General features: G+C 62.6%; 11 protein-coding genes and 2 pseudogenes. 3 read left to right on the top strand and 10 right to left on the bottom strand.

The annotated features are described in order from the left end of the window. Nucleotides 1-32: 32 nt before the first annotated feature. The 5 genes and pseudogenes from LOY67_RS17060 to LOY67_RS17040 form a co-directional block, all read right to left on the bottom strand. Nucleotides 33-1,691, bottom strand: coding sequence for a methyl-accepting chemotaxis protein (locus LOY67_RS17060; protein WP_265063603.1), 1,659 nt, complete (start codon nucleotides 1,689-1,691; stop codon nucleotides 33-35). Nucleotides 1,692-1,724: 33 nt separating this feature from the next. Next, nucleotides 1,725-3,815 (bottom strand): chemotaxis protein CheA, encoded by a 2,091-nt coding sequence (locus LOY67_RS17055; RefSeq protein ID WP_265063602.1) that lies wholly within the window; start codon nucleotides 3,813-3,815, stop codon nucleotides 1,725-1,727. Between the two features lie 37 nt (nucleotides 3,816-3,852). Next, nucleotides 3,853-4,137 carry a lipid asymmetry maintenance protein MlaB gene (locus LOY67_RS17050; protein WP_265063601.1) on the bottom strand — a complete coding sequence of 95 codons (285 nt, stop codon included), beginning with the start codon at nucleotides 4,135-4,137 and terminating at the stop codon, nucleotides 3,853-3,855. A 15-nt stretch (nucleotides 4,138-4,152) separates the two neighbouring features. Further along, the gene (locus LOY67_RS17045; protein WP_042730627.1) at nucleotides 4,153-4,521 is read right to left on the bottom strand and encodes a response regulator; all 369 of its coding nucleotides are present in this window, start codon (nucleotides 4,519-4,521) and stop codon (nucleotides 4,153-4,155) included. Nucleotides 4,522-4,532: 11 nt separating this feature from the next. Beyond that, nucleotides 4,533-5,477: pseudogene (locus tag LOY67_RS17040) on the bottom strand (methyl-accepting chemotaxis protein); the annotation flags it as partial. 673 nt (nucleotides 5,478-6,150) lie between these two features. On the opposite strand from LOY67_RS17040, the gene LOY67_RS17035 reads away from it, so the two are divergent. Next, entirely contained in the window at nucleotides 6,151-7,497 is a 1,347-nt protein-coding gene (locus LOY67_RS17035) for an MATE family efflux transporter (RefSeq protein WP_265063599.1), read from the top strand. A gap of 161 nt (nucleotides 7,498-7,658) precedes the next feature. Then, nucleotides 7,659-8,324, top strand: a complete 666-nt coding sequence (locus tag LOY67_RS17030; protein WP_265063598.1) for an HAD family hydrolase — start codon at nucleotides 7,659-7,661, stop codon at nucleotides 8,322-8,324. Between the two features lie 119 nt (nucleotides 8,325-8,443). On the opposite strand, the gene ppnN is transcribed toward LOY67_RS17030, so the two are convergent. Then, nucleotides 8,444-9,817, bottom strand: coding sequence for a nucleotide 5'-monophosphate nucleosidase PpnN (gene ppnN / locus LOY67_RS17025; RefSeq protein WP_139648620.1), 1,374 nt, complete (start codon nucleotides 9,815-9,817; stop codon nucleotides 8,444-8,446). Nucleotides 9,818-10,034: 217 nt separating this feature from the next. Between ppnN and LOY67_RS17020 the strand changes: the two genes are divergently transcribed. Next, nucleotides 10,035-10,568, top strand: coding sequence for a DUF3087 domain-containing protein (locus tag LOY67_RS17020; RefSeq protein ID WP_265063597.1), 534 nt, complete (start codon nucleotides 10,035-10,037; stop codon nucleotides 10,566-10,568). A gap of 57 nt (nucleotides 10,569-10,625) precedes the next feature. Here the strand turns inward: LOY67_RS17020 and LOY67_RS17015 are convergent, their stop codons facing one another. The 4 genes and pseudogenes from LOY67_RS17015 to modC all read right to left on the bottom strand — a co-directional run bounded on the left by LOY67_RS17015 (nucleotide 10,626) and on the right by modC (nucleotide 14,419). Then, the gene (locus tag LOY67_RS17015; protein WP_186614672.1) at nucleotides 10,626-10,805 is read right to left on the bottom strand and encodes a general stress protein; all 180 of its coding nucleotides are present in this window, start codon (nucleotides 10,803-10,805) and stop codon (nucleotides 10,626-10,628) included. A 150-nt stretch (nucleotides 10,806-10,955) separates the two neighbouring features. Beyond that, on the bottom strand, nucleotides 10,956-11,519 hold the full coding sequence (locus LOY67_RS17010) for an ATP-dependent Clp protease proteolytic subunit (RefSeq protein ID WP_265063596.1): 564 nt from the start codon (nucleotides 11,517-11,519) through the stop codon (nucleotides 10,956-10,958). A 105-nt stretch (nucleotides 11,520-11,624) separates the two neighbouring features. Next, a pseudogene (locus LOY67_RS17005) lies at nucleotides 11,625-12,681 on the bottom strand (DNA topoisomerase IB). Nucleotides 12,682-13,339: 658 nt separating this feature from the next. Then, nucleotides 13,340-14,419, bottom strand: coding sequence for a molybdenum ABC transporter ATP-binding protein (modC, locus tag LOY67_RS17000; protein ID WP_265063595.1), 1,080 nt, complete (start codon nucleotides 14,417-14,419; stop codon nucleotides 13,340-13,342). Nucleotides 14,420-14,422: the final 3 nt, after the last annotated feature.

Raw genomic sequence — 14,422 nt, 5'->3', positions numbered from 1 at the left:
TCTCCTTTAAGCGAGCCTGTGGAAGCGGACCGTCAGAACCGGGTGAATTCGGATTCGTCCGGCGCGCTGGCCATGTTGTAGGCGAACGCCTTGGGCAACGCGGTCACCGAAGCCCGCGCCGGTTTGCGGCTGGACGGTCCCGGGGTGTGGTCGACTTTCACCGGCAGGCTGGCCGACTTGGGCGGCGTGTCCAGGGTGAAGAAACTCATGGCCTGTTGCAGTTGTTCGGCCTGGCTGCTCATCTCCTCGGCGGTGGCCGCCAGTTCTTCGCTGCTGGAGGCGTTCTGCTGAGTCACCTGGTTGAGCTGGGTCATGGCGGTGTTGATCTGCGCCACGCCGGCGGCCTGTTCTTCGGAGGCGGCGCTGATTTCCTGCACCAGGTCCGAAGTCTTGTTGATCGACGGCACCATCTCATCGAGCAGGTTGCCGGCCTTCTCGGCCATGTCGACGCTGCTGGAGGACAGCTCGCCGATTTCCTGGGCGGCGACCTGGCTGCGTTCGGCCAGTTTGCGCACTTCGGCGGCGACCACGGCGAAGCCTTTGCCATGCTCGCCGGCGCGGGCGGCTTCGATGGCGGCGTTGAGCGCCAGCAGGTTGGTCTGGTAGGCGATGTCGTCGATGATGCTGATGCGCTGGGCGATTTTCTTCATCGCCACCACGGTCTGCTGCACCGATTCGCCGCCATCGGTGGCTTCCTTGGCGGCCTTGCTGGCCATGCCGTCGGTGACCTTGGCGTTCTCGGTGTTCTGGTTGATGCTGGCACTCATCTGCTCGATGGAGGCGCTGGTTTCCTCGACGCTGGCCGCCTGTTCGCTGGTGGCCTGGCTCATGGATTGCGCGGTGGCGCTGACCTCTTCGGAGGCGCTGGCCAGGTTGTCCGCCGCGTTGCGCACTTCCCCGATGATATGGGACAGCTTGCCGACCATGTTCTGCATGGCATTGAGTACCATGCCGGTTTCGTCCTTGGAGCCGCCTTCGATTTTTGCGTTCAGGTTGCCTTCGGCGAGCTGTTCGGCCACCGATGCGGCTTGCTTCAACGGGCGGGAAATGATCCGGGAGATGAACAGCGCCAGGCCCAGGCCGATCAGCAGGGCGGCAGCCAGCACGGCAATGATCGACAGGCGCGATTTTTCAAACAGTGCCGTGCCGCGTTCGCTGGCCGCGCCGGCACCGACATCATTGAGCTCGACCAGTTTCTGCAGGTCGGCGGTCACCAGCTCGAACCGACGCCTGGACTCGCCCTTGAGCAGCGCGTGGGCTTCATCGGTCAGGTTCTGCCGAGACAGGGCGAGCAGATCCTTGCTGATGGCCAGGTAAGCCGCCCAGTCGTTGCGGGTGGTTTCGAACAGCTGGCGGTCGTCTGGGTTGGACAGCAGTTTTTCATAGGTGCCCAGGCGGGTTTCGAAGGCCTTGCGGGCTTCTTCCGCTTCCTGTTCGACGGTGGTGCGTTCCTGTTCGGAGTCGGCGGTGATGTGGCGGTTTTCCTTGAGGCGATAGTTCGCGCCGTAGAAGCGCATGCCCGAGGCCGCACGCATCGAAGGCATCCAGTTTTCACGGATCTCGGTGGTGGTGCCGTTCACCTCGCCCAGCTGGATGATCGCGAACACCCCCATGACAGCGGTCAGGGCCAGCACCACAAGAAATGACGTGATCAGTTTGGTGGCGATTCTAAGATCGTAGAACCATTTCATTGGGAAGTACCTCTCCATGGAGTTGCTAAAGCGTCAGCGAGCGTTGGCTTGTGATAATTGGGTAGGGCTGTAGCGGTTTTCTATCTGGGCGATCTGGGTGAGCAGCGCCGGCACGTCGAGAATCAGCGCCACGGCACCGCTGCCCAGGATGGTCGAGCCGCTGATGCCGCGCAGGGCGCCGAACAGCTTGCCCAAGGGCTTGATGACGGTCTGGAATTCCCCCAGCAAGTCATCCACCACCAGCCCGGCCTTGAGTTCGGCGTAGCGCACCACCACCACGTTCTGCCGGCGCGACGCCGGGCCTTCGTGGTTGAAGTGATCGCGCAGGTACACCAGGGGCAGCACTTCGCCGCGCAGGTCGAGGTAACCCTGTTCGCGGCTGGCGACGCCGTCGTCTTCGCTCAGCTCGATGCATTCCTGGACCATGTCCAGCGGAATGACGTAGGTGGACTGGTCGATCCCCACCAGGAAGCCATTGATGATCGCCAGGGTCAGCGGCAGGCGGATGCGCACCACGGTGCCTTGGCCCGGTTGGCTGTCCAGGTCGACGGTGCCGCGCAGCAGGGTGATGTTGCGCTTGACCACGTCCATGCCCACGCCACGCCCTGACAGGCTGGTGACGGCCTGGGCGGTGGAGAAGCCGGGTTCGAAAATCAGGTTGTAGATCTCCTGGTCGGTCGGGCTGGCGCCAGGCGCGACCAGGCCACGTTCCTGGGCTTTTTCCAGGATCCGGTCGCGGTTCAGGCCGGCGCCGTCGTCGGCGATTTCCAGCACGATGCTGCCCGAGTCGTGGTAGGCGTTGAGGTGCAGATGCCCCTTGGCCGGTTTGCCGGCCGCCAGCCGCGCGTCGGCGGTTTCGATGCCGTGGTCCATGGCGTTGCGCAGCAGGTGCATGAGCGGGTCGCCGATCTTCTCCACCACGGTCTTGTCCAGCTCGGTTTCCGCGCCGCTGATGATCAGGTCGATGTCCTTGCCCAGTTCCTGGCTGACATCGCGCACCACCCGGCGGAACCGGTTGAAGGTTTCGCCGATGGGGATCATGCGCAGGCGCAAGGCGCCGTCGAGGATTTCTTCCACCAGCCCGGACACCGTCGAAGTGGCTTCCTGCAACGAGTCGTCGTGGCAGTTGCGGGCCAACAGGCTGGTGCCGGCGCTGGCGATGACCAGTTCGCCCACCAGGTTGATCAGTTCGTCGAGTTTGTCGGCATTGACCCGCACATAGGCGCCGTCCTTGGCCTTGTTTTCACTGGCGGCCGGTTGTCGGTCGGCGGGGAGTTGGGCAGGCATGCGCGGGGTCTTGCGCTGGTCCGGCAGCAGTTCGCCGGTGGCGACCAGGGCGGTGCTTGCGTCGTTCGGTTCCTGGGCGGTGGTAACCAGTCCAGTGTTCGCGTTGTCATCGACGGCCACGATTTCGATCAGGCAATCTTCCCGGACGAAATCGAAGACTTCGTTGATCGTCCCGTGGCCGGCGGCCGAGCGGAAATCGATGTCGAACCCCAGGTAGCAGGATTCGGCGTCAAAGGTTTCGACGCTGGGCAACGCCTCAGTCAGTGTGTCGAGGTGGACGATTTCACCGAGGGTCTGCAGGTAGCGCAGGAATGACAGCGGGTCCATGCCGTTGCGGAACACGTCCTGGCCGAAGCGCAGGGAAATGTGCCAGAGGCGCGTTTCGGACGGCTCCTGGGTTGTGCTGTCTGCTGCCGGTGTCGGGGCGTCATCAGTCGGGGGTGCCTGGTATTCCTGCAGGACCTGGCACAGTTCCATCTCCCGTTTCAGGGCCGGTGGCGTCAGCGTTCCGCCCTGGTTGGCCACGACGTTGATCAGCTCCAGCATGTGATCGCTGGACTTGAGCAGCACGGCGATCAGGCCGGTATCCACCTCGACACTGCCGTTGCGCAGGCGGTCGAGCACGTCTTCGACGATGTGGGTGAAGCTGACGATTGGTTCCAGGCCAAACAGCCCGGCCGAGCCCTTGATGGTGTGGGCCGCGCGGAAGATCGCACCGATGGCGTCATCGTCAGCCGGGTCGTTTTCCAGTTGCAGCAGGGATTCTTCCATCGCCTGCAACTGCTCCCGTGCCTCGACGATGAACGTTTGTTGTGCCTGGTCGAGATTGATGCTCACGCTCATATCCTTTGTCGTGTCGGGCGGTGATGCAGGGCTAGGCCAGCAGGTTGCACAGCTCGAGTGTTTCGCTGACGGTCTTGCTGCGAGCGGTCAGGGTCAGTTGGGTGCCGGCCTTCGGCGCTTCGCGCAGGGCTATCAGCAGTACTTGCAGGCCGGCGCCGTCCATTTCGGTCACTTGGGACAGGTCCAGCTCCATGTGCGGCGTATTGCCCAGGCAGGGCAGCAACTGCGCGGCGAGGTCGGCGGCGGTGTAGATCGTCAGCTCGCCGTCGATCTGCACTTGCGCGGTGTCACCCTGTGTTTCGTACAGCAGCGGCATCACAGCCTCCGGCCATCAAGGAAGAATCAGTTTGGACACCGCCGCCAACATCTGCGCCGGCTGGAACGGCTTGACCACCCAGGCCTTGGCGCCTGCCGCCTGGCCTTCCTGCTTCTTCGATTCCTGGGATTCGGTGGTGAGCATGATGATCGGCGTGAACTTGTAGCTGGCCAGCTTCTTGACCTCCTTGACGAAGGTGATGCCGTCCATGTTCGGCATGTTCACGTCACTGATGATCAGGTGCACTTTCTGGCCGGTAAGCTTGCCCAGCGCATCCTTGCCATCGCTGGCCTCGATCACGTCGTAGCCGGCACTTTTCAACGCAATGCCGACGACCTGCCGAACGCTCGCGGAGTCGTCGACAACCAATACACTTTTAGCCATGAACGGCTCTCCTAGAAGAAGGTTATTTCCTGTGAAGTCTGTTGCGCACCCGAGTCGCCGTGGTGATTGCGGCGCTGCTCGTCGGTGGCGTAAGTGGTTTCCATGCGAGCCAGCCATTGGCGGGCATCGATGGAAACGGCCTGGTCGGGCGACCGGCTGGCCTGCTGCATATGCACATGCAGGTCCTCGATGTTGTCGCGCACGTGGCTGAGGATCTGGCTGACCCGATCCTGGAATTGCAGGCTGACCAGCACTTCGGTGAGTTCGTCGCGGATGCCGAAGCTTTCCTGTTGCAGCAGGTCCGCCGATTCGGCGAGCTGTCCGGTCACGCTTTTGAAACGCTCCAGTACGTGCTGGATGCTGTCCTCGGAACTGGACACCGAATGGCTGTCCTGGTCGGCGCCGCTGGACGCGGCCTGGACCAGTTGGGTGATGGCGGTATTGATGATGTCGACCTTGGCCGACATCTGCTGGCCGGTCTCGCTGGACTTGCTCGACAGGCTGCGCACGGCGTCGGCGACCACCGCGAAGCCGCGTCCTGCTTCACCGGCCCGGGCGGCTTCGATGGCGGCGTTGAGGGCCAGCAGGTTGGTTTGCGCGGCAATCGCGGCGACGTCGGCGGCCATGGTCCGCAGCTCGCCGGTGTAGGCGGTGAGGTTGCGCACCTGGGCCAGGGTTTCGTCGCGGCTGGCTTGGGTGGCTTTCAGGGAGTCGATCACCCGCACCAGTTCGCTCTCGCTCTGGGCCAGCACTTGCACGGCGCCGCCACTGCTTTTCCCGGCCAGCTCACCGGCGGCCAGTTGCGAGGCCTGCACGGTTTCTTCCAGGCGTGACGAAATGCCGGTGAAGCGGCTGGTCAGGGAGACGATCGCGGTTTCGGTCTGCTGCCGGGAGCTTTCCACCTGCTTGGCCCAGATCGGCATGGCACCGAGGATGACTTCGTTGAGTTGCGCGCTGGCTTTGTGGGTGGCGTGCTCGGCGGCTTGCAGGTCGTGCCGGGCGCCGGCGGCGGTAGAAGCGTTGTCGAACTGCCGACGTTGCAACCGGGCACTCCATACGCCTGCACCGAGGCCAAGGACCAGAAGCACTGCGCTCAAGCCGATGTTCTGTGCATTCGTCTCGTTGAATACCAGCACGCCAACGGTGGCGACAACGGCCACGAGCACGGGACTCCAGAGAAGGCGAGGCTGGGTTGGAGAAAAGGAATGACCGTGTGGGTACGACGTCATGGTTCGGTCCTTGAACAGTGTTGCTAACAGGTTATTGGCGAATAACTGGTTATCTGCGACCCCGGACCGGACTTGAAGACCAGTCGTCCGAATCCGACTTCCGTAGGCAAACGCCTACTCAGAGCGTGGCACTGTGCTACTTCAGATTAGCCACAGTCTGTGAAATGTCGAATCGGGCTGACGAAGGTAGCTGCCAGCCTGAAACCTGTGGCGAGGGGATTTATCCCCGCTGGGCTGCGAAGCGGCCCCAAAACCGGTCTGCGCGGTGTGTCATATGAAGTGGGTTGATTGTTCTGGGGGCTGCTGCGCAGCCCAGCGGGGATAAATCCCCTCGCCACAGGTATGGATTGCGCTAAATTACCGACACCTGAATTGTCGAACCTGCCCATCAAGAGCTCCCATGCCGACCCAGCCGCTCTGGAAAACCTACCTCCTGTTCCTCACCCCCATGGTCCTGTCCAATTTCCTGCAGTCCATGTCCGGCACGCTCAACAGCATCTACATCGGCCAGATGCTCGGCACTCAGGCGTTGGCGGCGGTGTCGGGGATGTTTCCGATCCTGTTCTTCTTCATCGCCCTGGTGATCGGCCTGGGCGCGGGGGCAGGGGTGTTGATCGGGCAGGCCTACGGTGCGCGGGAGACCGGCACGGTGAAGGCGATTGCCGGCTCGACGCTGCTGCTGGGGGTGATCATCGGACTGGCGGCAGCGGTGTTCGGCAGTGTCTTTGCACGGCAGGCGTTGCAGGGGTTGGGCACACCGGCCGATGTGCTGGAGGACGCCGTTTCCTATGCACGGGTCATGATGTGGATTTTGCCGATGCTGCTGGTGTTCGTGCTGTTCACACAGCTATTGCGCGGAGTGAGCGACACGCTGTCGCCGCTGCTGGCGTTGTTGGTGTCCACCGGGGTCGGGCTGGTGCTCACACCGGCGCTGATTCGCGGCTGGCTGGGACTGCCGCAGATGGGTATCCAGAGCGCGGCGATGGCGGGGTTGGTGGGCACGGCATCGGCCATGGCGATGCTGGCGTGGCGCTTGAACCGGCGCGAGCATGCCCTGGCGCCGGATCGGGCCTTGTTCGCGGCGATGCGCCTGGACCGGGAAATTCTCGCCAAGGTGCTGCGCATCGGCCTGCCGACGGGGTTACAGATGGTGGTGATCTCGCTGTCGGAGCTGGTGATCCTGGCGCTGGTCAATCGCCACGGCTCCCAGGCCACGGCGGCCTACGGCGCGGTGACGCAGATCGTCAATTACGTGCAGTTTCCGGCGTTGTCGATTGCCATCAGCGCCTCGATCCTCGGCGCCCAGGCCATTGGCGCCGGCCGCCTGGAGCGCCTGGGGCCGATCCTGCGCACGGGCCTGCTGATCAACGTCTGGCTGACGGGCGGACTGGTGTTGCTGGGGTACCTGCTGTCCCACTGGCTGCTGGGGTTGTTCATCACCGACCCGGCGGCACGGGCCCAGGCCGAACACCTGTTGCATATCATGCTCTGGAGCCTGCTGGTGTTCGGCTTCCAGGCCATCGTCAGCGGCATCATGCGCGCCAGCGGCACGGTGCTGCCGACGGTGGCGATTTCGATTTTCTGCATCGTCGGCGTGCAGGTGCCGGCGGCTTACCTGCTCGACGCCCACTTCGGCCTGGAAGGGGTATGGATAGCGTTTCCCGTGGCGTACCTGAGCATGTTGTTGCTGCAGGTGCTGTATTACAAACGGGTCTGGCAGCATCAGTCGATCGAGCGGTTGGTGTAGATCACCACTTGATGAGACAACTCAAAACCTGTGGGAGCGAGCCTGCTCGCGAAGCGGTGTGTCAGTCGATGTCTATTTTGACTGTGCCGACGTCTTCGTCGGATCGCCGCCCGGAGCAGGCTCGCTCCCACAGGGGCTCGTGTTTTGACCGTGAGGAACCCATGTCTGCACACCCCTTATCCACCACCTACCACGCCTTCCTCTTCGACATGGATGGCACCCTGTTGAACTCCATCGCCGCGGCCGAGCGGATCTGGACCCGTTGGGCGCTGCGTCACGGCGTGGACGTGGCGACCTTCCTGCCCACCATCCATGGCGTGCGTGCCATCGACACCATCGCTCGCCAGCATCTGCCGGGGGTGGATGCCCAGGCTGAGGCCGAGCAGATTACCCGGGAGGAAATCGAGGACGTCGAAGGCGTGGTGCCTGTGCCTGGCGCCGTGGCGTTCTTGAATGAACTGCCGCCCGAGCGCTGGGCGATCGTTACCTCGGCGCCCATGGCACTGGCGTTGCGTCGGATGGAAGCCGCCGGCATTGCGCGTCCCGCCGTGATGGTCACCGCCGAGGACGTCAGCGATGGCAAACCCAACCCCGCCTGTTATCGACTGGCGGCTGAGCGGTTGCGGGTGGCACCCCAGGATTGTCTGGTGTTTGAGGACGCAGACGCCGGTATCCGGGCCGGCGAGGCGGCGGGTGCGGATGTGCTGGTGGTGACGGCGACGCATGTGCATCCGCTGGACACCGTCCATCCGTCGATCAAGGATTACCTGGGGCTTGGCGTCGGATTGGATGAATCCGGATTGATGCGGCTGAACACAATTCTGTAACCGCAACAGGCCCTTTGTGGGAGCGAGCCTGCTCGCGATAGCGGTGGTTCAGCCTGCATCAATGCTGAATGTACCGCCGTCATCGCGAGCAGGCTCGCTCCCACAGGGGCGCAGGGTGCTCAGGTCACCACGCGATAGCACGGCACATAGGCCGCGCCGCCCGGCAGTTTCATGCGGTGCTGGGCGACGAAGGCCTGGAGCAGGCGGTCGAGGGGTTCCATGATGGCGGGGTCGCCGTGGATTTCGTAAGGGCCGTGCTCTTCGATCAGGCGGATGCCCTTGTCCTTGACGTTGCCCGCCACGATCCCGGAGAACGCACGGCGCAGGTTGGCGGCCAGTTCGTGGGACGGCAGGTCGAGGCTCAGGCCCAGGCTGGCCATGTTGGCGTGGGTCGGATCGAACGGACGCTGGAAGCCTTCATCGATTTTCAGCAGCCAGTTGAAGTGGAAGGCGTCGTTGCGCTCGCGGCGGAACTGCTTCACTTCCTTGAGCCCCTGGGTCATCTGCCGTGCCACTTCAGCCGGGTCGTCGACGATGATCTGGTAATGCTTCTGGGCCGCTTCGCCGAGGGTCGCGCCGACAAAGGCATGCAACTGATCGAAGTACGGCGCGGCACTTTTCGGCCCGGTGAGGACGACCGGGAAGGGCAGGTCCTGGTTGGCCGGGTGCATCAGGATGCCCAGCAGGTACAGGAACTCTTCCGCCGTACCGGCACCGCCCGGGAAGATGATGATGCCGTGGCCGACACGCACGAAGGCTTCCAGGCGTTTCTCGATGTCCGGCAGGATCACCAGCTCGTTGACGATCGGGTTCGGCGCCTCGGCGGCGATGATGCCCGGTTCGGTCAGGCCCAGGTAACGGCCGCCGTGGATGCGCTGCTTGGCATGGGCAATGGTGGCGCCTTTCATCGGGCCTTTCATCACGCCCGGGCCGCAGCCGGTGCAGATGTCCAGGCTGCGCAGGCCCAGTTCGTGGCCGACCTTCTTGGTGTATTTGTATTCTTCGGTGTTGATCGAATGACCGCCCCAGCACACGACGATCTTCGGCTCCACGCCGGGACGCAGCGTACGGGCGTTGCGCAGCAGGTGGAAGACGTAGTCGCTGATGCCCTGGGACGAGCTCAGGTCGATGCGCTGGCTGTCCAGTTCGTTCTCGGTGTAGACGATGTCGCGCAAGGCACTGAAGAGCATCTCCCGGGTGCTGGCGATCATCTCACCGTCGACGAAGGCATCGGCCGGCGCGTTCAACAATTCCAGGCGTACGCCGCGGTCCTGTTGATGAATGCGGATCTCGAAGTCCTTGTAGGCTTCCAGGATGGTCTTGGCGTTGTCGACATGGGCGCCGGTATTGAGGATGGCCAGGGCGCACTGGCGAAAGAGGGTATAGATGCTGCCGGAACCGGCTTCGCTCAGTTGCTGGACTTCGCGCTGGGACAAGGTCTCCAGGCTGCCTTTGGGGCTTACCGAAGCGTTGATTACATGTCTTTGAGTCATTCAGCTTTCCTTGAAAACGATGCCGTACACACTGCGACGGCATCTTGAAAAATACGTCCACACAGAAAGATCGCACGATCCTTGCGGTATCGCCATGGACTTTGATCCGGATCCTTCGGATCGGTTGCAACACAAAATGAGCCCCAGCATAGCTAAATCGACCGGGCAGGCGATAATGCTCGACTCTTTTCGTGCCGTACAAGGAAATTGCACCGCGATGTTCGAGATCAAACCGTGGGACGCCGACCTCTACCGACAGCAGACCCGCCGCAGCACGCTGATCATCGCCGTGGTGTTCCTGGCACTGGCGATGCTGCTGTCCAGCCTGGCCGTGATGCTGTTCGGCACGCCTGGGAGCGATAACTTTCGCTTCAACCTGGGTGGGGTGATCGTGGCGGTGCTGGCGATGGCCGCGCTGATGCGCCTGTATCTCTGGTCGCAACCCTGGATGGCTGCGGCGGTATACGGCTGGCAGCTCAAGCGCAGCCTGATGCGCATCACCAACGTGATGCATCAGGTGACGGAAGGGGTACAAGCCCAGGATCCGACGGCGATGAAGCTGCTGCGTTTTTACCATCTGGGGCTGACCCAGATGCACCAGCTGGACGCCAATTCCAGCGCCCAGAGTTCATTGGTTCGGGAGGCTGACGAGCATCTGGCGAGGATGCAGGCGTTCAATCTGGATATCGAGCAACTGCGCCTGGACCCGGTTTGGGTCGAGGAGGTCAAGAGGGCTTATGGCGAGCGTTGATTTCGACGGATGATAAGCGCCGGGGCGCAGTAGAACTGCGCCCCGACGGTTGCAGGGTTACGATTTTCTGCCGCCGCCATGGCTGCGTTCGCCACCTTTCTTACCGGCTTCAGAGGCTTTTTCCCGGTCGTTTGCAAAGTTACCGCCCGAAGCATGTCCGCCTTTCTTGCCGGCTTCGGATGCTTTTTCACGATCGTTTGCGAAGTTACCCGGGTTCTTGTTTCCGCTATTAGCCATTTCGAGAGTCCTCATTTTGGTTAAGCGAGCAACTGCCTCGCCTTACTGTGAAAGGAAATGCCCGAGGGAAGTTTAGAAAAAAACATTTTGCCGGCGACGAACGGCTATCAGAGGGAAGTGATCAGCCGTCTCGTTTGGAAATTGCCTTCATCATTCGTCACCGCCACTGACCTTCCAATGCTTGGCCTCGGTGGGGAACACCACCTGCTCGACCCGGTGGGCGATGCCGAAGGCCAGGGAGTTTTCTGCCGGAATCACCCGCTCCTCGGCGCACAGGCATTTGAAGATATCCAGCTGGGTGGCGGCGCCGGCGGTTTCCTTGACGTAGATCTCCACGTACCGCGCCACGTCGTTGTCGAGGCTGGACAGGTACTCGCGCAGCCGCGAGTGATCCACTGATTTCTGGCCGAAATACCAATTCATCGGGTGGATCAGAAAACGTGAGTGAGGCGTGGTGGTGCGGTCACTGGCGGCCAGGTACATGACGATGCCCATCGACTCGATGTTGCCGGCATTCACGGCCCGCACCGGCACAGGGAGGGACTTGATGAAGGTGTAGAGGGTGAAACCGAAGTTGGTGCTGCCGCCGACCGTCGACAGATTGAGCATCAACGATTCGGCGCCTTTTTCGATGGCCTCCAGGCAAGTGTCCCGGAAGCGTTCCGTGGTCCCCTGATCGATCTGGCAATGGAAATGGACAATGTGTTCGGACATCTGGGACTCCTGTCGATTTCACGCGTGGGAGTGTTGCGGATCGTACAGTTGGGAGTTCACCGCTGGCTGGATGTTCCTGTTGGATGAGCCGTTGTTCTGGTCGTATCAGACACCGAACTTCGACTCGCACGCTTGCGTGGCTTCTGTCACCCGTTGCAAAAACATCGCCAGCCCGGCTTCTTCTTCGCTGAGGCCTTTACGGGCCCTGGGCTTGGGCAGTTGCTTCAGCGTGCCAAGCAGAAAGCCCTCCAGCACCGCCGGATGAATGTAGCATTTGCGACAGACGGTTGGCGTGTTGCCCAGTTGCCGGGCGACCTGCCTGACCATCTCGGCGACGTGTTTTTTTCGCCTCCGTCTCGGTTTCCCAGCGCAACGTCCGCAACCCGGCCAGGGCCGCCGCGCTACCGGCCCAGGTGCGGTAATCCTTGGCGGTGAACTCGGCGCCGGTCAGGGTCTTGAGGTAGGCATTGATGTCCGAAGAACTGATGGCATGGCGTTCACCATTCTCATCCAGGTACTGGAACAGATTCTGCCCCGGCATTTCCTGGCAGCGCTTGATGATCCGTGCCAGGCGCCGGTCCTTCACGGTGATCTGATGCTCGACGCCGCTCTTGCCTCGGAACTGGAAGGCGATGGCGCTGCCGTTGACCTCGACGTGTTTGCTGCGCAGGGTGGTCAGACCGTAGGAACGGTTCTCCCGGGCGTATTGGCTGTTGCCGACGCGGATCAGCGTCACGTCCAGCAATGTGATGACGGTGGCCATGACTTTGTCGCGGCTGAAACCGGGTGTCGCAAGGATCGCCTCCAGGCGTTTGCGCAAGCGGGGCAGGGTGCGACCGAACTCCAACATCCTGGAATATTTATCGGCATCGCGCACTTCGCGCCAGCGCGCATGGTAACGGTATTGCTTGCGCCCGCGGGCATCCCGGCCAGTGGCCTGGAGATGTCCGCGGGGGTCGCTGCAGATCCACACATCGGTGTAGGCCGGCGGCACCGCCAGGGCATTGATGCGCTGGATTTGCGCCGCATCGGTGATGCGCTGGCCCTGAGGATCGAAATAACAGAACTTGCCCCGCAGCTTCCTTCGGGTGATGCCGGGGCTGGTGTCATCGACATAATGCAGATCGGCCGGCAATGCTTCCGGCGGCGAGGTGTCGAGCATGAAAAAATCCTTGGCGAGCGAATCCGGTGGCCTATGGATTCATTGACCGCAGCCCGTTGCGGTCGTGCCGAAATTCTCAGAACACCCACCCACTCTGAAGGGATCCTCTGAACCTGTGTGGGAGCGAGCTTGCTCGCGGTAGCGATCATCCGACATCGATGGTGACTGATCTATCGATTCGCGAGCAGGCTCGCTCCCACAGGGGGATGAAGTACAACCGGGAGAGATAGGTCGGCTGACAGGCCGCCTTCGCGAGCAAGCTCGCTCCCACAATGGGATTGGCGTACACCCGAAAGAGTCAGGCCGGCTGTAAGGCCGCCTCGCAGCGGACGTTGATCTCGGCGCCCCGTTAACCACGCTGGCCGAACGCAGGTATTGCGTAGTGGGCAACCCGGCATGGATGCCGGGTTAGCCGCGCTGGGCCATGGATGGCCCTTCGCGGCGGGCCCACGGAGCAATGCCTGCGTTCGGGCATGCCGAGCCTAGGCGAGGCACCGAGTGGTGGGGCAAAAGCGTTTTGCTTACTTTTGCGCTGTTCAAAAGTGAGCCGCTGTAAAAGCGGAACCCTAAGTAGCCGTTACCGCAGGAATGGATATGTACTCGCTCAACAAAATCCTGGTCGGCCCCCAGGCCCCCATCGCGAGCAAGCTCCCACAGCTCAAGCCAACACCGCCACCGCCTTGATCTGCGCCCACAATACCTGCCCCGGATGCAACGCCAACTGATCGCGAGAATAGCGGGTAATGCGTGCCAGCAACGGCGTACCGGCGGCTTCCAGTCGGATCAGCACATGGGCAGCATTGTCGGCAGCCAGTTCACCGGTCACCGTGACCGGCAAGCGATTGAGGATGCTGGTCTGGGCATCGTTCGCCAGGCTGAGGCTGACGTCCCGGGCCTGGACCTTGAAGCGCAGCGGCTGCCCGACGGCCAGCGGAGTATGGGCCACCCGCACGTTCAACAGGCTGCCGGGCAATGTCAGGGTCAGCAATTGATAGGCAGGGTCGTAACCGCTGACCGTGCCCTGGACCACCACCCCCGCGTCATCTCCCAGGGCCAGCGGCAGGTCGAGCCGCGCCAGGGTCTCGCCAATCGGCCCGCTGGCCAGGGCGCGACCGGCGTCGAGCAACACGATGTGGTCGGCCAGGCGCGCCACCTCGTCCTGGGAATGACTGACGTAGAGCACCGGGATGTCCAGCTCATCATGAAGCCGTTGCAAGTAGGGCAGGATCTCGTTCTTGCGCCGGGCATCGAGCGCCGCCAGCGGCTCATCCATCAACAACAGGCGCGGGCTGGTCAGCAGGGCGCGAGCGATGCCCACCCGCTGACGCTCGCCGCCGGACAGGTTGTGGGGCTGGCGCTCAAGCAGGTGGCCGATGCCCAGCAGTTCGGTGGCCTGGTCCATCTCCACCCGTCGTTGTGCTGGGGCGATGCGCTTGAGACCGAACGCCAGGTTGGCCCGCACCGACAGATGGCTGAACAGGCTTGCCTCCTGGAACACATAGCCCACCGCCCGTTGATGGGGCGGGACGAACACGCCGCGCTCGCTGTCCTGCCACACGTCGCCATTGACCCGCACCAAGCCTGCGGGCGCCCGTTCCAGGCCTGCGATGCAGCGCAGGCAGGTGGTCTTGCCGGAGCCGGACTGACCGTACAACGCCGTCACGCCCCGGCCCGGCAGTTGCACATCCAGGTCCAGGGAAAAACTGCCATGGTCGAGCTGCAAACGCGCCTGAATCATCGA

It is taken from the genome of Pseudomonas sp. B21-056 (assembly GCF_026016325.1).
GTDB lineage: Bacteria > Pseudomonadota > Gammaproteobacteria > Pseudomonadales > Pseudomonadaceae > Aquipseudomonas.
The sequence above is the reverse complement of the archived record's forward strand: the minus strand, read 5'-3'. Positions and strand labels throughout refer to the sequence as shown.

What these genes read in the sequence shown, in the direction of transcription:
- LOY67_RS17060 (WP_265063603.1), bottom strand. Translation starts at nt 1,691, where the DNA reads ATGAAATGGTTCTACGATCTTAGAATCGCCACCAAACTGATCACGTCA.
- LOY67_RS17050 (WP_265063601.1), bottom strand. Translation starts at nt 4,137, where the DNA reads ATGCCGCTGCTGTACGAAACACAGGGTGACACCGCGCAAGTGCAGATC.
- LOY67_RS17045 (WP_042730627.1), bottom strand. Translation starts at nt 4,521, where the DNA reads ATGGCTAAAAGTGTATTGGTTGTCGACGACTCCGCGAGCGTTCGGCAG.
- LOY67_RS17035 (WP_265063599.1), top strand. Translation starts at nt 6,151, where the DNA reads ATGCCGACCCAGCCGCTCTGGAAAACCTACCTCCTGTTCCTCACCCCC.
- LOY67_RS17030 (WP_265063598.1), top strand. Translation starts at nt 7,659, where the DNA reads ATGTCTGCACACCCCTTATCCACCACCTACCACGCCTTCCTCTTCGAC.
- ppnN (WP_139648620.1), bottom strand. Translation starts at nt 9,817, where the DNA reads ATGACTCAAAGACATGTAATCAACGCTTCGGTAAGCCCCAAAGGCAGC.
- LOY67_RS17020 (WP_265063597.1), top strand. Translation starts at nt 10,035, where the DNA reads ATGTTCGAGATCAAACCGTGGGACGCCGACCTCTACCGACAGCAGACC.
- LOY67_RS17015 (WP_186614672.1), bottom strand. Translation starts at nt 10,805, where the DNA reads ATGGCTAATAGCGGAAACAAGAACCCGGGTAACTTCGCAAACGATCGT.
- LOY67_RS17010 (WP_265063596.1), bottom strand. Translation starts at nt 11,519, where the DNA reads ATGTCCGAACACATTGTCCATTTCCATTGCCAGATCGATCAGGGGACC.
- modC (WP_265063595.1), bottom strand. Translation starts at nt 14,419, where the DNA reads ATGATTCAGGCGCGTTTGCAGCTCGACCATGGCAGTTTTTCCCTGGAC.